The organism is Seonamhaeicola algicola (assembly GCF_007997385.1).
In the GTDB taxonomy this organism is placed as follows: Bacteria; Bacteroidota; Bacteroidia; order Flavobacteriales; family Flavobacteriaceae; genus Seonamhaeicola; species Seonamhaeicola algicola.
Genome location: NZ_VOSC01000019.1, coordinates 357044 through 381322, shown reverse-complemented (window position 1 = coordinate 381322; position 24279 = coordinate 357044). Strand labels below are relative to the sequence as shown.

Annotated in this window: 24 protein-coding genes and 1 other RNA gene; 14 read left to right on the top strand and 11 right to left on the bottom strand. The window is 32.6% G+C overall.

Translation table 11 applies throughout. The features are described 5' to 3' along the window. Window positions 1-34: 34 nt before the first annotated feature. On the top strand, window positions 35-1192 hold the full coding sequence (locus FUA26_RS07050; protein ID WP_147133558.1) for a THUMP domain-containing class I SAM-dependent RNA methyltransferase: 1158 nt from the start codon (window positions 35-37) through the stop codon (window positions 1190-1192). 183 nt (window positions 1193-1375) lie between these two features. Continuing rightward, the gene (locus FUA26_RS07045) at window positions 1376-1663 is read left to right on the top strand and encodes a hypothetical protein (protein ID WP_147133555.1); all 288 of its coding nucleotides are present in this window, start codon (window positions 1376-1378) and stop codon (window positions 1661-1663) included. A gap of 34 nt (window positions 1664-1697) precedes the next feature. On the opposite strand, the gene FUA26_RS07040 is transcribed toward FUA26_RS07045, so the two are convergent. Genes FUA26_RS07040 through rlmD form a run of 3 tightly spaced genes read right to left on the bottom strand, consistent with a single transcriptional unit; the run spans window position 1698 to window position 4449 of the window. Continuing rightward, window positions 1698-2426: a DUF6048 family protein gene (locus tag FUA26_RS07040; RefSeq protein ID WP_147133553.1), complete on the bottom strand. Its 729-nt coding sequence runs from the start codon at window positions 2424-2426 to the stop codon at window positions 1698-1700. After that, the gene (locus tag FUA26_RS07035) at window positions 2392-2937 is read right to left on the bottom strand and encodes a DUF6452 family protein (RefSeq protein ID WP_147133550.1); all 546 of its coding nucleotides are present in this window, start codon (window positions 2935-2937) and stop codon (window positions 2392-2394) included. The genes FUA26_RS07040 and FUA26_RS07035 overlap by 35 nt, the downstream gene beginning before the upstream one ends. A gap of 57 nt (window positions 2938-2994) precedes the next feature. Continuing rightward, window positions 2995-4449 carry a 23S rRNA (uracil(1939)-C(5))-methyltransferase RlmD gene (rlmD, locus tag FUA26_RS07030; RefSeq protein WP_147133548.1) on the bottom strand — a complete coding sequence of 485 codons (1455 nt, stop codon included), beginning with the start codon at window positions 4447-4449 and terminating at the stop codon, window positions 2995-2997. Window positions 4450-4664: 215 nt separating this feature from the next. Here rlmD and rocD point away from each other — a divergent pair, with 215 nt between their 5' ends. Further along, complete coding sequence (gene rocD, locus FUA26_RS07025; RefSeq protein ID WP_147133546.1) at window positions 4665-5909, top strand: ornithine--oxo-acid transaminase; 1245 nt, start codon at window positions 4665-4667, stop codon at window positions 5907-5909. 3 nt (window positions 5910-5912) lie between these two features. Next, complete coding sequence (locus tag FUA26_RS07020) at window positions 5913-6359, top strand: DUF5362 family protein (RefSeq protein WP_147133543.1); 447 nt, start codon at window positions 5913-5915, stop codon at window positions 6357-6359. A gap of 83 nt (window positions 6360-6442) precedes the next feature. Here FUA26_RS07020 and FUA26_RS07015 read toward each other — a convergent pair whose 3' ends face one another. Genes FUA26_RS07015 through FUA26_RS07005 form a run of 3 tightly spaced genes read right to left on the bottom strand, consistent with a single transcriptional unit; the run spans window position 6443 to window position 8993 of the window. Then, on the bottom strand, window positions 6443-6772 hold the full coding sequence (locus FUA26_RS07015) for a CCC motif membrane protein (protein ID WP_147133541.1): 330 nt from the start codon (window positions 6770-6772) through the stop codon (window positions 6443-6445). Window positions 6773-6782: 10 nt separating this feature from the next. Further along, on the bottom strand, window positions 6783-7064 hold the full coding sequence (locus FUA26_RS07010; protein WP_147133538.1) for a DUF2752 domain-containing protein: 282 nt from the start codon (window positions 7062-7064) through the stop codon (window positions 6783-6785). A 51-nt stretch (window positions 7065-7115) separates the two neighbouring features. Further along, entirely contained in the window at window positions 7116-8993 is a 1878-nt protein-coding gene (locus tag FUA26_RS07005) for a T9SS type A sorting domain-containing protein (RefSeq protein ID WP_147133535.1), read from the bottom strand. 114 nt (window positions 8994-9107) lie between these two features. On the opposite strand from FUA26_RS07005, the gene FUA26_RS07000 reads away from it, so the two are divergent. Further along, window positions 9108-9296 carry a hypothetical protein gene (locus FUA26_RS07000; RefSeq protein ID WP_147133532.1) on the top strand — a complete coding sequence of 63 codons (189 nt, stop codon included), beginning with the start codon at window positions 9108-9110 and terminating at the stop codon, window positions 9294-9296. Next, entirely contained in the window at window positions 9297-9854 is a 558-nt protein-coding gene (locus FUA26_RS06995) for a Smr/MutS family protein (RefSeq protein WP_147133530.1), read from the top strand. On the opposite strand, the gene FUA26_RS06990 is transcribed toward FUA26_RS06995, so the two are convergent. Next, complete coding sequence (locus FUA26_RS06990) at window positions 9855-10775, bottom strand: hypothetical protein (protein ID WP_147133527.1); 921 nt, start codon at window positions 10773-10775, stop codon at window positions 9855-9857. A gap of 111 nt (window positions 10776-10886) precedes the next feature. Between FUA26_RS06990 and FUA26_RS06985 the strand changes: the two genes are divergently transcribed. Together FUA26_RS06985 and FUA26_RS06980 are read left to right on the top strand one after the other, a co-directional pair. Further along, window positions 10887-12032, top strand: coding sequence for a cysteine desulfurase family protein (locus tag FUA26_RS06985; protein WP_147133523.1), 1146 nt, complete (start codon window positions 10887-10889; stop codon window positions 12030-12032). Between the two features lie 109 nt (window positions 12033-12141). Beyond that, window positions 12142-13584, top strand: coding sequence for a cell wall anchor protein (locus tag FUA26_RS06980; RefSeq protein ID WP_147133521.1), 1443 nt, complete (start codon window positions 12142-12144; stop codon window positions 13582-13584). A 7-nt stretch (window positions 13585-13591) separates the two neighbouring features. Here FUA26_RS06980 and FUA26_RS06975 read toward each other — a convergent pair whose 3' ends face one another. Next, window positions 13592-16057: a TonB-dependent receptor gene (locus tag FUA26_RS06975; protein ID WP_147133518.1), complete on the bottom strand. Its 2466-nt coding sequence runs from the start codon at window positions 16055-16057 to the stop codon at window positions 13592-13594. A 13-nt stretch (window positions 16058-16070) separates the two neighbouring features. Continuing rightward, complete coding sequence (locus FUA26_RS06970) at window positions 16071-17756, bottom strand: M23 family metallopeptidase (RefSeq protein WP_147133516.1); 1686 nt, start codon at window positions 17754-17756, stop codon at window positions 16071-16073. 178 nt (window positions 17757-17934) lie between these two features. Here FUA26_RS06970 and FUA26_RS06965 point away from each other — a divergent pair, with 178 nt between their 5' ends. From FUA26_RS06965 to rny, 4 genes are all read left to right on the top strand, one after another. Beyond that, window positions 17935-18225 (top strand): hypothetical protein, encoded by a 291-nt coding sequence (locus FUA26_RS06965; protein WP_147133514.1) that lies wholly within the window; start codon window positions 17935-17937, stop codon window positions 18223-18225. Window positions 18226-18240: 15 nt separating this feature from the next. Next, complete coding sequence (locus FUA26_RS06960; RefSeq protein WP_147133512.1) at window positions 18241-18534, top strand: cell division protein ZapA; 294 nt, start codon at window positions 18241-18243, stop codon at window positions 18532-18534. A gap of 59 nt (window positions 18535-18593) precedes the next feature. Further along, window positions 18594-18710: non-coding RNA, 6S RNA (gene ssrS, locus FUA26_RS06955), on the top strand. Between the two features lie 55 nt (window positions 18711-18765). Next, window positions 18766-20340, top strand: coding sequence for a ribonuclease Y (rny, locus tag FUA26_RS06950; protein WP_147133509.1), 1575 nt, complete (start codon window positions 18766-18768; stop codon window positions 20338-20340). 101 nt (window positions 20341-20441) lie between these two features. Here the strand turns inward: rny and xerD are convergent, their stop codons facing one another. After that, complete coding sequence (gene xerD, locus FUA26_RS06945) at window positions 20442-21338, bottom strand: site-specific tyrosine recombinase XerD (RefSeq protein WP_147133506.1); 897 nt, start codon at window positions 21336-21338, stop codon at window positions 20442-20444. Window positions 21339-21560: 222 nt separating this feature from the next. On the opposite strand from xerD, the gene FUA26_RS06940 reads away from it, so the two are divergent. Further along, window positions 21561-22037: an outer membrane beta-barrel protein gene (locus tag FUA26_RS06940; RefSeq protein WP_186826879.1), complete on the top strand. Its 477-nt coding sequence runs from the start codon at window positions 21561-21563 to the stop codon at window positions 22035-22037. 80 nt (window positions 22038-22117) lie between these two features. Beyond that, window positions 22118-22534 (top strand): type II 3-dehydroquinate dehydratase, encoded by a 417-nt coding sequence (gene aroQ / locus FUA26_RS06935; RefSeq protein WP_147133500.1) that lies wholly within the window; start codon window positions 22118-22120, stop codon window positions 22532-22534. A gap of 269 nt (window positions 22535-22803) precedes the next feature. Here aroQ and lpdA read toward each other — a convergent pair whose 3' ends face one another. After that, window positions 22804-24180, bottom strand: a complete 1377-nt coding sequence (lpdA, locus tag FUA26_RS06930) for a dihydrolipoyl dehydrogenase (protein ID WP_147133497.1) — start codon at window positions 24178-24180, stop codon at window positions 22804-22806. Between the last annotated feature and the right edge of the window lie 99 nt (window positions 24181-24279).

Genomic DNA, 24279 nt, shown 5'->3' with positions numbered 1-24279 from the left:
CATTTTTATACACGTAATTAAGTAGTAGTAAAAAATGGATGAAAATTTCAAAATGGTAGCCAAAACATTATTTGGTTTTGAAGATTTATTAGCAAATGAGTTAACGCAACTTGGTGCGCAAGATGTTAAAAAAAGTGTGCGTAATGTAAGTTTTGTGGGCGATAAAGGCTTTATGTATAAAGCTAATTTAGGTTTGCGTACTGCTATTAAAATTTTAAAACCCATTCATTCATTTAAAGTATTTAATGAGCAAGATTTGTATAATAATATATACAAAATGCCTTGGGAGAATTATTTAAAATCATCAGGTTCATTGGCGGTAGATGCTACAATACATTCGCAAGTATTTAAACATTCACTATTTATAGCCCTGAAAACTAAAGACGCTATAGTTGATAGGTTTAGAGATAATACCGGGCAAAGGCCTAATGTAGATTTAAAATTTCCTGATTTAAAAATTAATATTCATATTGATAGAAATGATTGCACAGTATCATTAGATACTTCAGGAGATTCTTTACACAAACGTGGTTACAAAACAGCTACTAATATTGCACCAATTAATGAAGTGTTAGCTGCTGGTTTGATTATGCTGTCTGGTTGGGATGGTCAATGTGATTTCATGGACCCCATGTGTGGCTCTGGAACCATGCTTATTGAGGCTGCTATGATTGCCTGTAATATTCCGCCAAACTTAATGCGTAAAGAGTTTGCTTTTGAACGTTGGCAGGATTGGGATGTTGATTTATTTGAAAAAATTGAAGAATCATTGCTTAAAAAAACGCGCGATTTTCACTATAAAATTATAGGCTATGATAAAGCGCCTAGTGCCGTTTACAAAGCTAAAGACAATATTAAAAACGCACAATTAGATGATTTTATCACGGTGAAGCACGAAGATTTTTTCAAAACTCAAAAAGGCGGTAACGCCAAATTACATATGGTATTTAATCCACCGTACGGCGAACGTTTAAATATTGATATGGAGCAGTTTTATAAAAATATAGGTGATACGTTAAAACAAAACTATCCAGGTACCGATGCTTGGTTTATTACCTCAAATTTAGATGCTTTAAAATTTGTTGGTTTACGCCCTTCAAGAAAAATACAACTATTTAATGCCAAATTAGAATCGCGCTTAGTTAAGTATGTTATGTATGAAGGAAGTAAGAAAGGTAAGTATATGAAATAATTTTAGTTTAAAACTACACATAAAAATATGAATGAAGATGTTTAAAATGGTTTAATTCAAACTGCAGAACTTCAAACTATTTTAAATTTACAAAAAGAGGCACAGGCTTATATAGAAAGTAATGACTGGTGTGTTGAAGTAAAAAAATCATGGTATGATTTTGAGTTTAGCTCTTATGATTTATTGGGTGTTTTTCTGTTTGAAATTGAGCCTATTAATAATGATGTTGATGATTTTGTTTGGGTAGTAGCAGGCTATTTGCCTTTTGTGTATTTAGATAAATCTGTTACATCGGCACAAGAGGCTGTTGCTATATATTGTCAATTAATGTATGATTGGGTTGATAATGTAATAAACCAAAATTCACTTGAAGCATGTTTTCCTGTACCAATTGAGCCTACTTTTGAAAATGCCCAATTACTAAAACTAAGAATAGATATATTAAAAGAAGTGTTTTTTGATGAAGATTAATTAATACTTTAACACCAAAACAACTTCTATTAAATTACTTTTTAGCTTTTTTATACAAAGGTATTCTGTAACCTAAAGTGTAGCTATAGCTAGTGCCTAGGCCAGTGCTATCATATGTGCGGCCGTATCCGGGAATATAAACGTTTTCAAAATTATCAGGATCCGTTTCACTTGCTAATATTTTTAATTGTACGTTTAAACCCATGTAAAGGTTATTAAATAGTTCAACTTTCATACCTAAAATAAGTTCACCCCAAAAAGCTGTTAAGCCGCTAAATTCTTGAGTATTGATTGATGAAAATTGCGGATTCCAATATTGATTGGTACTATAAACCGAAAAGCTGTTTAAATCATGCGAAAAACTGCTAACACCAACCCTAAAACCTGCATAAACCATGTTATCCATATCTAACCAATTTTCATACATATTTAAGTCTATACCACCTTTAAAGTACGAGCCATTGGTTGTAATATCCATATAATCTGTAATAGTATTTTTTTCTTCAAAACCAATTTCACCAGCTATATACATGTTTTTTTTTAGTCTAAAATCGGCAGCAATTTCAAAACCAGAATAATCTTCATCTAAAAAAGAGCGTATTAATTTACCAACATCACCAGCAATTCTAAGGCCATATTTTTGTTTAATTTTTAAAGAATCGGTTGCGTTTACAATACTATCGTTTTGGGCAAAAGTAGTGGTGCTAAACGCAAATATTAAAGCTATACTAGTGAAATAAGTTAAAATGTGTTGCGTTTTCATTTTCTACTGGTTGGTTATTGGTTAAGTTTATTGGGTTGCCTAAAAGCCAGTTATCAGCATCATCAGTAATAACTACTTCTACATTATTAAAAATAGTTTTGTAACCACAGGCTCTAGATACGTAAACCTCTTCAGTTGTATAATTAATGGTAATTATATCAATATTGCCCTCAATAAAATCATCTTCACTATCATCAGGTGTGCCGTTATTGTTTACGGTAGCGTCTTTTATAAGGCGGTATTGCGTTGAGTTGGCATCTGTTTTTAAGGGTAGTATAAAATCATCGGCAGTTACAAATTCATAGCCTGGTAAAATAGTATCGTTATCTACACCAACTACTACCAAATTAAAAACATTTTTACGGTTTTCTTGGTTTGTAAAATCATACAAATCTATGATTAATGATGGGGTTGTTGGTGTGCTTTCCGGACAAATATCGTCTCTTTCACAACTTATAAATGCCACTGCAAAAATTACAATTGGCAGTATAATTAATTTTAAGTGTTTCATTAGTTTGCGTATATATTAATACGTTTGTTAGTTTAGTTTTTCTTAATAAAAAATTAGTTATTTCTTTTCAAACAGCACAACGGTTTCAATATGTGCTGTATGCGGAAATTGGTCTACTAAACTCATTTTTTTTATGCTGTAACCTTCGGCCATTAATTGTTCGGTATCTCGTGCTTGGGTTGCAGGGTTACAAGATACATAAACCAAACGTTCTGCATTTAGGTTTATTATTTTTTTAAGTGTTTTTGGTGCAATACCAGCTCTTGCAGGGTCTAAAATTATTGTGCGTATTTTGTTTTTGTATTGCGGGTGTTCTGTTAGAAATTTACCAACGTCGGCGGCATAAAACTTTAAACCTTCAATATTGTTTCTTTTGGCGTTTTCTTTAGCATCTTCAATTGCCGATGCAACAATATCTACTCCTACAATTTTGGTGTTATTACTTTTTGAAGCTAAAATTTGCCCAATAGTTCCGGTGCCACAAAACAAATCTAAAACCACAGTGTTATCAACAGCATCTTTGTTTTCTAATGCATAATCAATAACCTTGCTGTAAAGTTTTTCAGCACATTTTGGGTTGGTTTGAAAAAAACTTTTTATGCTAATTTCAAAGTTTAAACCCAGTAATTCTTCAACAATTTTATCATTGCCATAAATAAGTTTTATACTTCCTGTTGTGGCAATGGTACGGTCTCCAATTTCATCATTAATAGTGTGAAGAAAACCAGCAACTCTATTGCCAAATAATTCTACTAAATAATTGGCAAATTTAGTAAGGTTGAATTTTGGTAAATCATATGATGTGGTAACCAAATTAAAAAGCAGTTTATTGGTTTTATGTGATTTTCTAACAATAAAATACCTAAAAAAACCTTCTTTTCTAGGAGCATGCCAAGGTGCTAAACCTGTTTGCTCGCAGTAATTTCTAATGTGTTTTAGGTTGTTTTCAACTTGGGCATCAAATAAGCCGCTATCATTATTTAAATTTTCGGCACACCACCAAGTTCCACGTTTTTTAAAACCAAGGGTAAAGGCATCAATATCGGTTTTTTCGGTTCTGTTATAACCAATGGCCGAAAAACCGTATTCCATTTTATTTCTGTAATGAAAAGTGTTTGGTGAACTTACAAATTCATCAAACAGGCTTTCAATGTTTTGTACTTTACCAATACGTTTAAAAAGTTCTAAAGTGCTGGTTTGCTTATATTCATGTTGCTTTTCAATAGGCAAATAAATGTAGGGTGCACCCGGTATATCTTGGTAGGGTATAGTTGTTTCGTTTTCAGCTCTAGTAATAACATCAAGCAATTTGCCTTCCGCATATTTTTTACTAGATTTTTTAATTTGCGTTTTAACCTTTTGCCCTGGTATGGTGTTGGGTACAAACACAACAAATTCGCCATGTTCGTTTCTAATACGTCCAATTCCTTTACCGCCAAAGGCGTAATCTTCTATAAGCAGTTCAATTATTTCACCGCGTTTTACAAACTTGTTTCGTTCTCTTCTAGGCATGCTGCAAAAATAATAATAGCGGCAAATAAATGTATATTAATTTAAATTAAGTTTATTTCATTTTCACTTAAAAAATAAATAAACAAATAATATTTGTAACTTGCAGTACTTATCTAGGGATGATTTCTCTCCCACGCTGAATTTTCGGAGTCTTTTCTGAAAGGATAAAGGTAGAGTAGGAATGGTTATTTTATTAACAATTAAAACTTTTTAAAATGGCTGTTTTACAAAAATTAACATCACAGCAAGCAATTGAATTAGAAAAAACGTATGGCTCAAACACATACCATCCGCTACCCGTAGTATTAAGTAAAGGCGAAGGTGTTTATGTGTGGGATGTTGATGGAAAACGTTATTACGATTTTCTTTCGGCATACTCAGCGGTAAACCAAGGGCATTGTCACCCCAAAATTATTAATGCTATGGTTGAGCAAGCCCAAACATTAACCTTAACTTCTAGAGCATTTTACAATGATAAATTAGGGCTTTATGAAAAATACACGTGTGAGTATTTTGGTTTTGATAAATTATTACCAATGAACTCTGGTGCCGAAGCTGTTGAAGCTGCTATGAAAGTATGCCGTAAATGGGCTTATGAGGTAAAAGGTATTGACGAAAACCAAGCTAAAATTATAGTTTGTAAAAACAATTTTCATGGGCGTACAACTACAATAGTATCATTTTCTAGTGATAGTACTGCTAATAAAAACTTTGGGCCTTATGCCGATGCTTTTATTCGTATTGAATATGATAATTTAGATGCGTTAGAAGCAGCGTTAAAAAACAACAATAATGTAGCTGGTTTTTTAGTAGAACCTATACAGGGTGAAGCTGGTGTTTACGTGCCTTCAGAAAGTTATTTAGCTAAAGCAAAAGCACTGTGCGAAGCGCATAATGTATTGTTTATTGCAGATGAAATTCAAACCGGTGTTGCCAGAACAGGCAAACTATTGGCTGTACACCACGAAAACGTACAACCTGATATTTTAATTTTAGGCAAAGCTTTAAGTGGAGGTGCTTACCCTATAAGTGCCGTATTGGCAAATAATAATATTATGGATGTAATGACACCCGGTACGCATGGCAGTACATTTGGCGGAAACCCATTAGCGGCTGTTATAGCTATTGCTGCGCTTGAGGTTGTTAAAGAAGAGAATCTAGCTGAAAATGCACGTATTTTAGGTGAACTTTTTAGAAGTGAAATGAATAAATATATTGAAACCAGTAACATTATAACCAAAGTACGTGGTAAAGGGTTGTTAAATGCTGTTGTTGTAAATGATACTGAAGATAGCGAAACTGCTTGGAATATGTGTTTAGCTTTAAGAGATAACGGATTAATAGCAAAACCAACACACGGTAACATTATAAGGTTTGCACCGCCTTTAGTTATGAATAAAGAACAGTTGTTAGACTGTGTAAGCATAATAACAAAAACATTTAAACAATTTGAAAATTAATTTATGAAAGAAACATCTGCTTTTGAAAGTTTTGAACTTGGCATTAACTCGGAAATTAAAGACTATTTAACTGAAACCGTAAAATGGTCATCTTTTTTAGCAATACTTGGTTTTGTAGGTGTTGGTCTCATGATATTTGCAGGTATTATCATGGGAATAACGGGTGCAGCTTCTAGTGGTTTAGCTTCAGCATACGGTGCTGGTTATGCTTCGGGTATAGCGCTGTTTTACATTATTCTTGCCGCTGTTTACTTTTTTCCTGTTATGTATTTGTTTAGGTTTTCAAAAAGTATGAAAAGTGCTTTAAAACAAGAAAATAATAATGATTTTGCTAAAGCTTTTTCAAGCTTAAAATCACATTATAAGTTTTTAGGCATTTTTTCTATAGTGTTAATTTCACTTTATATTTTGGTTATAATAGGAGCTGTTATAGGGGCTTCGTTATTTTAAAAAAGAAAAATAAAGCATAAAAAAATGGACTAGTTTAGTTATAAATTAGTCCATTTTTATTTATGGTTAGAATATGGTACGGGTTATTGTCCCATCATTTCTTGAAGTCTTTCTTGCATTAATTGTTGGTCTTGCATAGCTTCCCAACCAAATGTTGATACAAACCAAATAATTAATAATAAATATAAAGCACTTAAAATAATACCTATAATTGATAGTATTTTACCAACTTTTACATTTTGAATACCTGTATATTCATCAGGGTTTTCAGCATTAATTTTTATTGCTTTTCCAGCTAATACAATGGCAACTACACCAAGTATTATGCCTATACCGTAAAAGCAACAGCCAACAATTGATAGTATTCCAAATACTAAAATAAGCGTTGCATTAGGTAATTTTTTTTGTTCCATGTGTAATGATTTATTGGTTAAAAAAAGTTTTTATAATAAAGCTGCAAATAATAATTATAGCATTTACTACAGCTAAAGTAGTATTAATTTTAGATAAAAGTTTGTTGTTTTTAAAAGCATTTATTGTTATTAAAACAACTAGTAAAATAAGTGTGTAAATAGCAGGATACATGTAAAATGCTTGTACAAATTCGCCTTTAAATATGAGGGCTAAAGCACGCTGCATACCACAACCAAAGCATTCTACACCAAAAAATTTTTTATTTAAACAAGGAAGCATGTATTCTTCCATAGAGTAATAGCTATTTAAAAATTTATGCTAATGTACTAAATTATAAACGTATTACTTTTGGTTGTTAATTACAATTTTTTGAGTTTTAGCAGCATTGTTGTCTGTTGTAACTTTTGCAACATATACACCTGTGCTTAGGTTTTTTGTTGAAAATGATAGTGTGTTATTATTAGAGTTAATAGTTTCAAATAAAACACGTTTTCCACTAACATCAAATAGTATTAGTTCCTTTAATTTTAAACTATTTGGGTTGTTAATTACAACTTGTGCTTGTGTGTTATTTTGGTATATTTTAAAGTTGCTAAAAGTGTCTTCAGTAGTGTTTAATGTGCTTTTAGCAAACGTAATTTCAAACCTATCATTATACACACCTTTGTTTAAAACGGCGTTAAAACTTCCTTCTTTAATATTAGTGTATATATTGGTTTCATTATCAAAAATATAAACATCCACATCATTAGGTATGTTGTTTAGTTTATTTACGGTAACACTAAAAGGCGTATTGTCTTGGTTGGTTTTAAAACCAAATTTTAATCTTGTGCTTTCAGAATAGTTAATAGATTTTATAGATAAATTTTTATCTTCAGAAATTAAATACGCATCACTACTTAAGGTGTTTACGTTTGAGCCATCAAAACCTTTATTGTAGGTATTGTTGTTGGGTGTACCTGCTCTAAAAGCAATAACATTCTCTTTGTAAAAAGTATTATTAACATGTGTATGTATTCGTATTTCAGGTATTATTGTTGGGTTATCAATAATTTTTTTATAATCTACACCGTTGTGAGACATGGGGTAGTTTTTTGTTTGTGTGTTCTTACCTGTTTTTTTACTGTTTTTTGCAAAAATAGAACCGTTACCACCTGGTGTTGAGTCTTCTTCAAAATAAACACGCATAGCGTTAGTAAATTCAGCATCACCACCAAGACCAATAGGGTCACTGGCTATTATAAAACCTTGCCCAACGGCAGCAAAACGTCTTTGGTTATTTCCGCTAAAATCAATTGTGTTTCCTGTAGTAGTACCATTTGTTGTGCCATCGCCATTATAGTTTTCAAAAGGTGCAAAGGTGTAAGTGCCATTATCTGTATCATCAGTTAAATCACCAGGTATATATTCACCATAGCCTCCTTCATAATCTGCTAAAAAATGCGAGTTGTTTTGTTTTTGCTCCCAGAAATAAATTTCATTTAAAAGGATAGCTTGATTTGTTACTGATTCTACAAAAAACAATTTTAAATCTAGTGCAGAAGGGTATGGGTTACCTGTTAACGTTTGTGCACTGTTAGGTATTCCTGATGGTTGATCATCAACACCATCAAACCTACAACTTACTAAAATAGTTCCGTTATTTGGGCGGCCTCTAAAATCTAAAACATTATCAGTATTTGGGCTTCCTTTTAACGTAAAACCATAGCCTGTTTCAATATTCCCTATATCAAATTCTTGCTGCCAACTGTAGTAGCCTTCGCCATCGCGCAAACTGTAAATCCAGTAATTTGAAAGTTCTGTGGCTGTACCTTCATAGCTTGTTGTGTATCCGTAAGGAATAGATGTAACATTGCTAACATCAGTATCATCAGCAGGGTCGTGTATATTTGTACCGTTAAAATCTACGTTTTGGTTTGATGTGTTATCGCTAACTCCAACTGGCGAACACCAAAAGTTGTATTCATAAACATTGGTGGTTTGGTTTTGGTATATAGAAATTTCACCTGCATCAGAATTTTTAATATCAACATCTTGTATTAATTGGGCATCGCCTCTCAAGTAAAAATTTGAAGAGGCAGACTCTAACCTAATGTCATTAGTTACAAAAATAGGCACATCAAGTGCATACAATTCAGTGTTATTTCCAACGTACAAATCTTGTGCAAAAACAAGGGAAACAAAAAGCAAAGAGCTTGCAAGTGTGATAAAATTTTTCATATTTTGGGGCTAAATGAATGACTCTAAAATACAAAAAAAATCATAATAATAAAAATTACTTTATTTTGATGTGTAATTGCTTATAATTTGAGTTAATTTTGATTAATATTTAAAATGAAATGCTTTAACTATTTTTTAACGCTTTTAGGCGCTATTATTGCTTTGTATGCCAACAACAGCAAAACACAAAATGTATATTTGCTTATAATAGGTATAATTGTACTTATGCTTGGTATTTACCGTATATCTGCAACCATACCAAGCAAAAAAAATAATAATGAATTTGATAATACAACTGATTAAATGAATTTTAAAAAAGGCGATACAGTTTCTGTTTTAGATGAAAATTTATCGGGTATTGTTACAAACATTTCTGGTACAACAATTACTGTTGAAACAGAAGATGGTTTTTTATTAAATTTTGAGGCAAGTGCTTTGGTAAAAGAACAACCTGCTGCTTTAAAAACATCTATTTTTTCGCACAAAAGCTTGCATGCTGTAGTTTCTGAAAAAGAAGAAAAAAAACGCAAAAAACAGCCTAAAGTGAAAGCTAAAGAACGTTTTCAGCCTACAATGGAGGTAGATTTGCATATTAACCAGTTAGTAAAAAATGCAAGCGGTATGAGTAATCATGACATGCTAACACTGCAATTAGATACAGCTAAAAGGCAGTTAGAATTTGCCATAAACAAACGCATACAAAAAATAGTGTTTATTCATGGTGTGGGTGAAGGTGTTTTAAAACTTGAGTTAGCATATCTTTTTGGGCGTTATAACAATGTAAAGTTTTATGATGCCAATTACCAAAAATACGGTTTAGGTGCTACCGAAGTTTATATTTACCAAAATATGGCGCCTTAGTTAATTAAAATTAGGCGTTAAAGTTTCTGTTTTTGATGTTTTGCTATCACCGGTTAAGTTACCAAAAAACAACTCGTCTTGCGTTAAGTTTGAAAGGTCTAAATTTAAAATGGTAGCTGTAACTAAAAATGCTTTAGTATAGCTGTGTTGTCTGTAAGCTGTTGCAGGTAAAACATCACTAACATCAGGGTTTAAATAATCTGGCCCTACGGCTTCATTAGTTTCATCATTTGTAGGATTTTGGTCTTGCACACCTTTTTCTTCATCGCGTGTTAGGGTGCCATCGCCATCATCATCATCATCTAAATAATCGGGTATACCATCACCATCAGTGTCTTGAGCATCGCTTAAATCGCCATCGCCATTAGGGTCTGGGTTTTCATTTGCGGTAGGAACATTATCGCCATCATCATCAAAATCAATATAATCGGGTATACTATCACCATCAGTATCTTGTGCATCGTCAAAAATGCCATCGCCGTTTGGGTCTGGGTTTTCAAGCTCTGTTGGTACACCATCGTTATCATCTTCGGTTAAAACAGTTCTAAAAAATACAGAACAAGCACTTTGATCATCACTTCTTATTTCAACGTCAGAAGGTGGTACGTCGTTACAAAATAAATCTCCGCCAGAAATTGTGGCGTTGTTGTAAGTTCTGTAGTTAAAAGTTCCGGTTTTAGTTTCTTCAAAAGTATTATCATCACCTACATTTAGCATAGCATCTACAGTGTAATTACTAATAAATACTGAAAGTGATTCAGACGGGTCATTCTTAGTTTTATAAAGTACAATACCACTAACGCCATTACACGCCTGAAACGTATCTTCAAAATCTAGACTAACGGTAATAACATCACCATCATCACATGAATAAATAGTGGTTAAGCACAATGAAAATAAAACTAAAAATATGTGGCGCATAGGTGTTAATTTTACAGCAAAAATAATAGAATTGTTATTTATAACGTATGTTATTGAAAATAATTTTATTTCAAGTATTTTTGCTACTTAAAAAGCTTCAATTTTATTAAAATGAAAACTGTGTATTTTGATAACGCTGCCACTACAAAACTACGAGACGAGGTAGTAACCTCAATGACAGCAGTTATGCAAAATAACTACGGAAACCCATCATCATCGCACAGTTTGGGTAGAGCATCAAAAGTGTTAATTGAAAAGGCTAGAAAAACCATTGCTACTACTTTTAATGTTTCTGAAGGTGAAATTATTTTTACATCGGGCGGTACTGAAGCCGATAATTTAATATTGAAAAGTGCTGTAAATAGTTTAGATGTAACCCATATAATTTCAACAAAAATAGAGCATCATGCCGTTTTAAATACCTTGAAAGATTTAGAAAAAACGGCCAAGATTAAGCTAACATATTTAGATGTTGATGCTCATGGAAATATAAGTTTTGAAGCTTTAGAAAAGGCACTAAAAACCCATGACAAAACGTTGGTAAGCCTTATGTATATTAACAACGAAATTGGTAATATTTTAGATATTAAACGTGCCGCAACATTATGTAAGCAATATGATGCTTTGTTTCATACCGATGCTGTACAAGCAATTGGACATTATCCTATAGATTTGCAAGCTATTGAGGTTGATTTTTTAGCAGCATCGGCACACAAATTTCATGGACCAAAAGGAATTGGTTTTGCTTTTGTACGCAAAAACTCAGGCTTAAAATCATTAATAACAGGCGGCGAACAAGAGCGTGGTTTAAGAGCAGGGACCGAAAGTGTGCATAATATTGTAGGCATGGAAACAGCAATTAAAATAGCTTACAATAATTTAGAAGCTGAAACTATATATATTACATCACTCAAACAGTATTTTATTGATAAAATTTCAGCTGAAATACCTCAGGTAATTTTCAACGGACTATCTTCAAATTTAAATGCAAGTGCTTATAATTTAGTTAATGTTTGTTTACCTATGCCTCCTGAAAGTGTAGCCATGATTTTATTTCAATTAGATTTAAAAGGCATTGCTTGTTCTAGAGGTAGTGCATGCCAAAGTGGTAGTACAAAAGCATCGCATGTTTTAGCTGAAATTTTAAATAAAGATGCTATTAAAAAACCATCATTACGTTTTTCTTTCAGCATATATAATACTAAAGAAGATGTAGACTATGTTATTGAAACCTTAAAGGGGTTTATTGTTAAATAAATAGTTTTACGCTTAATTTTTAGTAATTTCTTTGTTTTTTAAGGTTGTTTTTGTACTTTTAAAACATAAGTCTCTCACATTTTATTTACCCAAGTCTAAAATTGATAGTATGAGAGCCTACAACATTTACTTTTCTTTTCTAGTTTTATTAGTATTTCAGTCATTTTTATCTGCCCAAGTTGGTATTGGTACAGTTACCCCAAATGCATCTTCTGTTTTAGATGTAGAATCAACTACACAAGGTATGTTAACCCCAAGAATGACAACCACACAACGAAATGCCATTGCAACACCCGCAGAAGGACTTTTAGTGTTTGATACTGATGATAACTTATTTTATTATTACAGCGGATCTGCATGGTTGCCGCTTTCAAACCAACAAAGAGATAATTATAAATTAGTAAAAAGTGCCGCCGATTTAGCTGATGAACTTACTGCTGGTGGTGGTACCGAGTATTTATTAACAACCAATACGCTTTACGAAATAAACGGAACAATATTATTAGCAGCACCTATTAATTTAAATAGTGCTTACGTTACAGGTAGAGATACCAATGAAGATGTACTTGTGCGCTCTGGTGGTACTTTATTTGCAGGAAGCGCAGGTGGTTCAATAAGAAATTTAACGTTAACAGCTCCGGGTATTGGAGGTGTAGTTTTTAATTTAACAGGTACAGGTACCGAAAATTTAATATTAAGAGATAGTTTTATAGTAAACTCAGCAAGTGTTGGTACTATTTCAGATTTTAACCTAGTTTTTAATAGCATTTTGCAGTTTGTTAATAATTCAGCCGGTATAACCTATACAGATATTAATCAGTTATTATTGAATTCTGAAGGATGGGATGGTACAAACGCAGGTACTTACCAAACCATGGTTGGTAATTTTGAAGTAATAGCAAAACAAGGTGGTTTTAGTGAAGTAATTGGAGCTACAGCTGGTTTTGATGTTACTGGTGTTACTGCTATTTCAGGAGGTGCTACTTTAGCAGATGTAGCTTTTTATGGTGGCGGAAATTATATTAACGGAACATCACCATACACAGGTTATAATTTTACCAGAGAGTGGGATGTGAATTGCCCAGGATTACTAGTTGAAACCGACGGTGTTGCAGCTGGAAATTTTTATTCAAACAGACCAGTAACTACAGGCTTTACGCAAACTATATCAAGTGGAACGGCGGTTGAAGTTCAAGGAAATGGAACTTTTGTAGCTAATAATTTGTTTAGGTTTACAAGTACAGGAGGTAATAATGAGCTTGTTTATGATGGTGTAAAAGAACGTCAATTTCAAGTAAACGCATCGTTATCTATTAGAGTGAATGGAGCCTCAACTAATTTTTATGCATTTTACATAGCAAAGGATAATGTTGTAATTGCAGAATCTAATGCTGTTGTACGTATAGAAGATGACAACCAAATACAAAATGTATCCTTAAGCACCAATACCAATTTGGCTAACGGAGAAGCTATACAAGTTTATGCACAACGTTTAACTGGCGCAGGGACAGATACTTTAGTGATATTTTCAGAAAACGTAAGTATAAAATAGGTTTCCATTAAAACTTCATAGTCGTTCTTACATTAAACACACGTGGTGTTAAGTAGTTTGGTATGGCATATTGGCGTTTGCTGTACACATCTCTAACCCAAGTGTTTGTAATTGAGTTTTGTACATCAAAAATATTGAATATTTCAAAACCTAAAGATAGCTCTTTAAACGGTTTTTTCCAACCGTTGTTAAATTGTTTTTTGGCATCAACCAATACTAATTGTAAGCCAAAATCGGCTCTTTTATAATCAGGTAGCCTGTTTTGGTACACATAAGGGTTTGCGTAACTAGGCGATCCACCAGGAACGCCCGTGTTATAAACCAAGTTTAAATACATTTTTAAATGTGGCATGTTGGGTACGTAATCTTGAAATAATGCTGCAAATTTTAAACGTTGATCTGTTGGTCTTGCAATATATCCTTGGTTTTCTATGTTTTCTTCAGTTTTTAAATACCCAAAACTAAACCATGACTCGGTACCCGGAACAAATTCACCATTCAATCGCATATCTAAACCATAAGCATAGGCTTTGGCACTGTTATTGGCTCTGTAGCGTATGCGCACGTTTTCAATGGTGTATGGGTTTACATTGGTTAAATTTTTATAATATACTTCTGAAGTTAATTTAAAAGGGCGGTCCCACATTTTAAAACTATAATCATTACCTAAAACCACGTGCATAGATTTTTGAGCTTTAACATTTGATTGTACAGTTCCTGTGGCATCACGTAATTCTCTGTAAAACGGTGGCTGATAGTATAAGCCAGCAGCAGCTCTAAAAAGCATGTCTTTTTTCCAGTTTGGTTTAATAGCAAATTGAGCTCTGGGGCTAAATACCGTTTGGTTTGAAGTATTAATTCCTGTACCGCTAACAGACCAGTTGTGAGCTCTAATGCCTGCATTGTACCAAACATCACTATTACCTATAGTTGAACGTTTGCTCCATTGCGCATACGCTTGTATTCTATCTATTTGAGTGTTGTTAGAGGCTCTTACGTTTGAAAACGGTTCAAGTGGTGCGTTGTACGCGGTGTAGGGTTGTTCATTTACAGGTATAGTTTTTGGTGGACGAATTGAAAACCCAGCAGAATCAATAACTTCCCATTCAACCAATCGGTCTCTAATGTCTTCATGTGTGTATTTAACAGACCATTCAAAGCGGTTATCATTTAGTTTAAAATTGCCTTTGTGTTCAATGTTTGTTATTAATGCATCTAAATCATTTCTGCCATGGTTTAATTGGCTTCCAATACCTTCGCTAAACTCAACTTCACCCAAATCTTCTTCACCTATATTTGTATTTACTTCGCCTAAGCGGTATTGCGCTAAAATATCAAAATACTCTTCTTCGGTTGTATGGTATGTAGATGCAATAAGTTTTAAGGTTAAATTATTATTTGCAAAATAGGTGCCTTTGAATGCCCCAAAATAGGTTTGGTATTGGTCTTTTTCTTGGCCTTCATAAAACACCAAAAGGGCAATAGGATCGCTTAAAGTACCAAAATTAGTTTGTCGTGTTTGGGGTTCATAGTTGTATTTATTAATAGAGGCGTTTCCTAAAAAACTTAAATGAAATTTATTAGTGAATTTATAGGTAAAATAGGCTTGCAAATCGGCAAAAGTAGGTGTAAAGTTGGTTTCAGTTTCCTTGGCATCTACAAATAAACTGTTGTCTCTGTAGCGTGCCCCAATGATGCTTGTAAATTTTGAATCTTTACTAACATCTTCATATGAAACACTGCCACCTAAAAGACTTAAATCGGCATTAATTTCAAACTGATAAGGTGTTTTGTAAGTAATATCTAAAACAGATGATAGTTTATCGCCGTATTTAGCTTGAAAACCGCCAGCAGAAAACTCTACATTTTGCACCAAATTGGTATTAACAAAACTTAAACCTTCTTGTTGGCCAGAGCGTATTAAAAATGGCCTGTAAACTTCAATATCATTAACATATACTAAGTTTTCATCAAAATTACCACCTCTAACACTGTACTGTGTACTTAGTTCATTGTTATTGCTAACACCAGGAAGCGTCATTAATAAGTTTTCAACACCAGCATTTGCACCAGGAATTTTCCTGATAGTTTCGGGCTGTAGTGTAACAATACCTTCAACATCTTTTCGTTTTTTAGAGCTAACAACTACGGTTGCAATTTGCTCTAAAGCTGTTTTTATTACGGGATTAAACTCAAAAGTTTCTCCATTTTTAAGGTTGAATGTAGCTTCAACTTTTTTGTAAGAAATATGCGTGAAACTAACAATTACATTAGTGTTTGCAGCAATATTTAATGTGTAAAACCCATTACTATTTGTTTGTGTACCATTGCCATTGTTAGTTTTAATGTTTACACCTTCAATAGGTTTGTTGTTTTCGTTTAAGATAACACCTTTTAAGGTTGCTGTTTGCGAAAAACAAATACTTATAGTTAAAAAAAATAGAGGTACTAAAAAAAGATGTTTTGGTTTCAATGGTGGTTAATATTTATTTTCTGTAAAACAACGTTTCAAAAGTAGAATTATTTCCAACATTATCAGTAACAATTAGTTTTAAATTGTTTTTAGTATCGGTTACAACACCATCACTAAAGCTATGCGTTAGTGTTTTTGTTTTATAATCATACTCCATTAAAATCCATTTTCCGTTTACGGTGGCTCTGTAATTTGAAATACCTGAGCCCACATCATCAATTTTAATTTTTAAATAATGGTAGTTACTCATCCATTGGTTGTTTTTAAAATTAATAGGTGTAATTGTGGGGTTAATGGTATCTGTAGCTAGGGCGTAAGTTCCCAATGTTTTGGTGCTGGCTATTAATGTGTTTTCTTTTCGTTTGGTTGTTGTGTATGCCGGATATTGTTTGCTACCAACCAAACGCGCAATATAAAGTTTCCTTTTATCGGTGGTGTTATAGTTGCTAACATTATAAGTAATATTGAAATATTTTTTAGCCGCCATTACATCTTTATGTAGCTTTAGTGTATCATTGTGTAATTCAAAATCTAAATAAAAATCATCATAAAAAGTATCTTTATAAAAATCTACAGATACCGCGCCTTCTTTTAAATTGGTAGTTTGGTTAGCTTTAATGTAATATGGTGTTATTTTAGTTTCTGTAGGTTTTGCAGTTGGGCTTTTTTCACCTTTAATGTTTAGCGTAACCCACGTTTCATTATTTTTAAAATCGGCAATTCTAATTTTATAAACCGCGTAGGCACTATCTTTTATATGTAAAACACCATTATTTACAACCGATTTAAAAATACTTAACGGATTGTTTTTTTTGAATAATTTTTGAATGCGTTGCCTTTTTGTTGCATAATGTTCATAATCTATAAGTTGATTAATATGTTTTGTTTCGCTAAAAGAAAAGCGTTTAAAATCTAACTCAAAATTTCTGTTGCCATTAAAAAAGGTTTGAATGTTATAAACTCCATTAGCGTTTGGAGCATAATTTTGCCTGTCGTTAGTTTCAATGCCAATGCCAATATTTCCAACAGCTTGAATGTTTTCAACAGCATAATCACCATTATTTAAAGGTATAAGGCGTAGTTTTTGTTTTTCATTACTATTATTAATGAAGGCATTTTTATCTAAAGGGTAAGCGTAAACAGATTTTACGTAAGGGCCCGAAGTATCGGCAATATCAATACCAAAAAGCATAGGGTTAATAGGTCGCTCTTGGTTATCTCTAATTTCATAATGTAAATGTGGGCCACCAGAACCACCCGAATTTCCGCTGTAAGCAATTAAGCTATCTTTTTTAACAAGCAGTGTTTCTGCACTAGGAAATAATTCAATTTCATACGATTCTTTTTTGTACTGCTGCTTTTTTACATAAGCTTCAATTTCTGGCGAAAACTTTTGTAAATGCGCATATACTGTGGTATAACCATTAGGGTGAGTAATGTAAAGTGCTTTACCATAACCGTAATGCGATACTTTTATACGGCTAACAAAACCGTCTGCCGAAGCTTTTACTTTTAAACCTACGCGTTGTTGTGTTTTAATATCTATACCAGAATGAAAATGGTTAGAGCGTAACTCTGCAAATGTACCCGATAATATTAAAGGAATTTCTAGCGGATTGCTAAAATAATCTTGCGGATATGGGTTTTGTGCAATAGCTAAACCTGGAAAAATAAATAGGGCAATTAGTAAAAATCTCATAAAAAAGTACTTACAGCTAAAATATTAATTTGAAGTTAAAACGCAAAGGTAAAACAAAAATCAAGCCATAGTTTTAACTAAAATGTACCTAAAAGAACATTTTAAAATTTTATTGAAAAACAATTGTAATTTATAGCAAGGTGTATTAACTTTGTGAGATAAGTATTGATTTTTGTAAATGAGTAATATTGAAGATATTGTAGATTCTTTAGAGAATAAAACTAGCAAGGTATTACACAAATTAGAGCTTTTAAAACAAGCAAACGCTAAATTAACTGAAGAATTAAACGCTTCAAAAACAAAAATTCAAAACCAAAAAGTGTTGTTAACACAGTGGGAAGAAAAATATCATGCGCTTAAAATGGCAAATTCAATACTTGGTAGTGACGATAATAAAAGAGAAACTAAGCTTAAAATAAACGCATTAATTAGAGATTTAGACTATTGTATAGCCCAATTATCCGATTAATGTAACATAAATTCAATGTCTGAAAAGCTTAAAATACGCCTTTCTATAGCTAACAGAGTATATCCTTTAACTATAGAACCAAGCCAAGAAGAAGGCTTGCGAAGAGCCGCTAAAAACATTGATTATATGATAAAACAGTTTGAGCAAAGTTATTCTGTTAGAGATAAACAAGATGTTTTAGCCATGTGCGCTTTACAATTTGCATCTCAAGTTGAACAGAAATCTATAGATAAAAATAATGTGAATGAACATGTTGAAGATAAGCTAAAAGCCTTAGATTCTTTATTAAATTCATATTTAAACTCTTAAATACGTTCTTTAAAATAAACTAAAAGTTACTGCCTACATTAGTTATTATTTTTTGATAAACTCAACGTTAATTCTTTAAAAAGGGTGAGTTTAAGTTGTAAAAGCAGGCTGCCGTACCTAGTACTTAGCAGATCCTTGATCAGCTTGTTAGCCCTAAACTTGTTTTTAAGGAGTTTATACAAAACTTTCAACTGATGTAGGCTTTTTTTATATATAAACAACTAATTAATAATGGATAACGCAACCATATTTGCAATAGGAGGAATAGTTTTAGGCTTAGTTATTGGCTTTATTATAGCTAAAGTTCTAGAAAAAAATAAAGCATCAAAAATAATTAAAGAAGCACAAAAAAATGCCAATTTAGTTATTAAAGAAGCTAAAAGTGAAGGAGAAAACATTAAGAAAGACAAAATATTACAAGCTAAAGAAAAGTTTATTGAGCTTAAAGCTGAGCATGAAAAGGTAATACTGTCTAGAGATAAAAAAATGGCCGAAGCCGAAAAGAGAACTAGAGATAAAGAGTCTCAAGTTTCTAGCGAGCTTTCAAAAAATAAAAAATTAAGTCAGAGTTTAGAAGACAAAATTAAAGACTACAACCATAGGCTTGATGTACTTGATAAGAAACAAGAAGAGCTAGACCGTCTTCATAAAAGTCAAGTACAGCAACTAGAGGTTATTTCAAGTTTATCTGCAGAAGAAGCCAAAGAGCAATTAGTTGAATCTTTAAAAGGTGAAGCTAAAAATGATGCTATGGCATTCATACAAAATGCTTTAGAAGAAGCTAAATTAACAGCAGAACAAGAAGCTAAAAAAGTTATAATTAATACTATACAACGTATAGGAACTGAAGAAGCTGTTGATAACTGCGTGTCTGTATTCAACATAGAATCTGATGATGTTAAAGGACGCATTATTGGTAGAGAAGGTAGAAATATTAGAGCCATTGAAGCTGCTACAGGTGTTGAAATTATTGTTGATGATACGCCAGAAGCTATCATTTTATCATGTTTTGATTCTGTAAGAAGAGAAGTAGCGCGTTTATCATTACACCGTTTAGTAACAGACGGACGAATTCATCCTGCAAGAATTGAAGAGGTTGTAAAAAAGACAAGAAAACAAATAGACCAAGAGATTATTGAAGTAGGAAAACGTACGGTAATAGATTTAGGAATTCACAACCTAAACCCAGAGCTTATTAAAATGGTAGGACGCATGAAATACCGTTCGTCATACGGCCAAAACTTATTGCAACACTCGCGTGAAGTAGCCAAACTTTGTGGAGTAATGGCAGCAGAGTTAGGTTTAAACCCAAAGCTTGCTAAACGTGCTGGTTTACTACATGATATAGGTAAAGTGCCAGATGCAGAGGCAGATATGGAAACACCACATGCTATTTTAGGTATGCAATGGGCAGAAAAATTTGGTGAAAAAGCTGAAGTTTGTAATGCCATTGGAGCACACCACGACGAAATTGAAATGAAATCTTTATTAGCGCCAATTATTCAAGTATGTGATGCCATTTCTGGAGCACGCCCAGGAGCACGCCGTCAAGTTTTAGATAGTTATATTCAGCGTTTAAAAGATTTAGAAGACATTGCTTTTGGCTTTAGCGGTGTTAAAAAGGCGTATGCAATTCAAGCCGGTAGAGAGTTACGTGTAATTGTAGAAAGTGAAAAAGTAAATGATGATAAAGCAGCAGATTTATCATTTAACATTTCGCAAAAAATACAAACAGACATGACGTATCCGGGGCAAGTTAAAGTAACTGTTATTAGAGAAACCAGAGCAGTTAATATTGCTAAATAATTAGATTTGTTAAAAGTTAAAAGTTAAAAGTTAGTTGGTTTCGGTATATCTTCTAACAACTAACAACTAACAACTAACAACTAACAACTAACAACAAGCAACTACTTTCTAGGGTGATACGTTTCAACCACTTTAGTTAAATGGCTTTTATCTACGTGTACATAAATTTCGGTAGTGGTTATACTTTCATGTCCAAGCATTAATTGTATTGAGCGTAAATCGGCATCATTTTGAAGTAAATGTGTAGCAAATGAATGCCTAAAAGTATGTGGCGATATGCTTTTATTTAGCCCAATACTCTCAGCTAATTGCTTCACAATAGTAAATACCATGGCTCTAGTTAGTTGTTTACCGCGCCTGTTTAAAAATAAGGTGTCTTCAAAACCAGGTTTAATAGGTAAGTGGTTTCTAACTTGGTTTTTGTATAAGTTAATATAATTTTGTGTGCTTTCAACAATAGGTACAAAACGTTGTTTATTGCCTTTACCAGTAACTTTAATAAAACCTTCATCAAAAAATAAATCTGATAATTTTAAACTAACAAGTTCGCTTACACGTAAACCGCAACCATAAAGTGTTTCAAGCATAGCCCTATTACGTTCGCCTTCAGGTTTACTTAAATCTACTGCATTAATAATATTGTCAATTTCTTCTTCTGTAAGAGTATCAGGTAATTTTCTGCCAATTTTAGGGGCTTCAATGAGTTCTAGTGGGTTATCATTTCTGTAATCTTCAAATACCAAGTAGCCAAAAAAACTTCGTAAACCAGAAATTATTCTAGATTGCGAACGTGCATTTACGTGTTTAGCTATGGTATAAATAAATTGTTTTATAACTTCAGAAGATATAGAAATAGGCGATGTAGTTATATTATTATCTTCTAAATATTTTATTAATTTTTGTACATCTCTGGCATAATTTTCAATTGAGTTGGCAGATAAGCCACGTTCTATTTTTAAGTACAGCTTATAATCGTTTAAAGCGTTATTCCATTTCATAAATGTAAAAATACTTAAAATATTACTATCTTTTATTGAATTTATTTTCTTTCATAAGCGTATGAAATTTAACGTTTTAGTATAGGTAAAGTGTGCTTTTTTATCGATTAAACGCATTCTTATTCAGATAAACGGTAAAATTAATTTGGTAAAATGAAAATTTAGATTTAGGTTTGCTGCAACTAATCTTTAAATTATTTAAAAATGAAAAAAATTTTATTAATGGCTGCTTTTGCAGTTTTTGGATTCACTATGAATGCTCAGGGAGACTTAAATGCTGGTGTTAACTTAGGATTACCTATTGGAGATGCTGGAGATGGTTGGACTTTTAATGTAACATTGGATGTAAACTATTTATGGGATGCTGGTGAAAATTTTCAAGCTGGTGTAGCTACTGGTTTTTCTCATTCTTTTGGTGATAGTGTAGATACTGGATTCGGTACTATCGATGTTGAAGATGCTCAATTTTTACCTATAGCAGGAGCAGCTCGTTTTGGTGTTTCAGATCAATTTACTTTAGGAGCTGATTTAGGTTATGCTGTTGGTATAAGTGAAGGCAATGATGGAGGTTTTTATTATGCTCCTAGAGCCCAGTATAGTATTAGTGAATCTCTAGATATTGTATTATCGTATAGAGGAGTTAGTCTTGACGGGGGGTCGTTTGATGTTTTAAACCTAGGTGTGGAATTTGGACTATAATTTCAAACACAAATAAAAATCACAAAAGGAAGCTAAAAAGCTTCCTTTTTTTATGCCCTAATTTTAAATATATTTACCACATGAAAAAACTAATAATCATAAACGGGCCTAATTTAAACTTATTAGGCAAACGTGAGCCAGAAATTTATGGTAGTTTAACTTTTGAAGACTATTTTAAAGAAATAAAAGGTAAATACCCTGAAGTAAGTTTAGAATATTACCAGTCTAATGTAGAAGGTGAGTTAATTAATAAACTACATGAAGTTGGTTTTAGTTATGATGGTGTAGTTTTAAATGCTGGTGCTTATACACATACATCAATTGGTATTGGCGATGCTATTAAAGGTATTGAAACACCAGTTGTTGAAGTACATATTTCTAATACATTTGGTAGAGAAGAATTTAGGCATCAATCATATATATCGCCTAACGCTAAAGGTGTTATTTTGGGGTTTGGTTTACAAAGTTATGAGTTGGCTATAGGTAGCTTTATGTAATAATTGTGTTGTGACGTATTTTATTTGGTAGTGTCATAAACTTATACCAAATCAGTAATAGTAAATTATGCAAATTAACCTACTTGTATGTGTGCTTATTTGTTTTGTATTAGTTTTAGGGTTTCTTCTGTTTAAATCTATGAAAGCATTATTAAAACAAAAAGAACAACATAAAGACCTGAAAAGTAAACATAAGAAAGAAGAAAAAAGCGGATAGAAACAGTGTTTCTATCCGCTTTTTTTATATAGATTTTTAAAAATCTTTTATTTTATAAATGAATTACTTCATCATAAGCATCGGCAACAGCTTCCATAACAGCTTCACTCATTGTTGGGTGTGGGTGAATTGCTTTTAAAACTTCATGCCCTGTGGTTTCAAGTTTTCTGGCTACAACAGCTTCAGCAATCATATCAGTAACGCCAGCACCAATCATGTGGCAACCTAACCATTCGCCATATTTAGCATCAAAAATTACCTTTACAAAACCTTCATAATTTCCACCAGCTTTAGCTTTACCAGATGCTGAAAAAGGAAATTTACCAACTTTAATATCTAAGCCTTTTTCTTTAGCTTGTTTTTCAGTTAAACCAACACTTGCAATTTCAGGAGTACAATAAGTACAACCAGGAATATTACCATAATCAATTGGTTCAACATGCATATCGGCAATTTTTTCAACACATAAAATACCTTCAGCAGATGCTACGTGTGCTAAAGCTTGCCCAGGTGTTACATCACCAATGGCGTAATAACCTGGTATGTTAGTTTGGTAAAAATCGTTTACTAATATTTTATCTCTATCAACTACAATACCTACGTCTTCTAAACCAATATTTTCAATGTTTGTTTTAATACCTACAGCACTTAAAATAACATCGGCTTCTAAAATTTCTTCGCCTTTTTTAGTTTTTACAGTTGCTTTAACACCTTTGCCTGAAGTATCAACACTAGTTACCTCGGCCGATGTCATTACTTTTATACCGTTCTTTTTAAATGAACGTTCTAATTGTTTTGATACGTCTTCATCTTCAATAGGTACAATATTAGGTAAATATTCTACTACAGTAACTTCAGTGCCTATAGAGTTGTAAAAATACGCAAATTCAACACCTATAGCACCAGAACCTACTACCACTAATTTTTTAGGCTGTTTTTTTAAGGTCATGGCTTCTCTATAACCAATAACTTTTTCACCATCTTGTGGTAAATTAGGTAATTCTCTAGAGCGTGCACCAGTAGCAATTATAATGTTATCTGCACTATATTCAGTACCATCAACATCAATTTTTTTACCTGGTTTTAGTTTGCCAAAACCTTCAATAATGTCAATTTTATTTTTTTTCATTAAAAACTGCACACCTTTACTCATACTATCTGCAACGCCACGGCTACGTTTTACTACAGCATCAAAGTCATGTTCTGCATCTTTAACCTTTAAGCCATAATCTTCTGCGTGTTTAAGGTATTCAAAAACTTGAGCAGATTTTAAAAGGGCTTTTGTTGGAATACACCCCCAGTTTAAGCATATGCCTCCAAGTTCGCTTTTTTCAACAATTGCTGTTTTAAAACCTAATTGTGATGCTCTAATGGCTGCAACATACCCTCCAGGACCACTTCCAAGAACTATAATATCGTATTTACTCATGTGTTAAAATTTAGGCTACGAATTTACAAAATGCTTTTTTAATAAAGAATTTAGAACATTATAAATTTGTATCTTTTACTACATTTGCACACCAAGTGT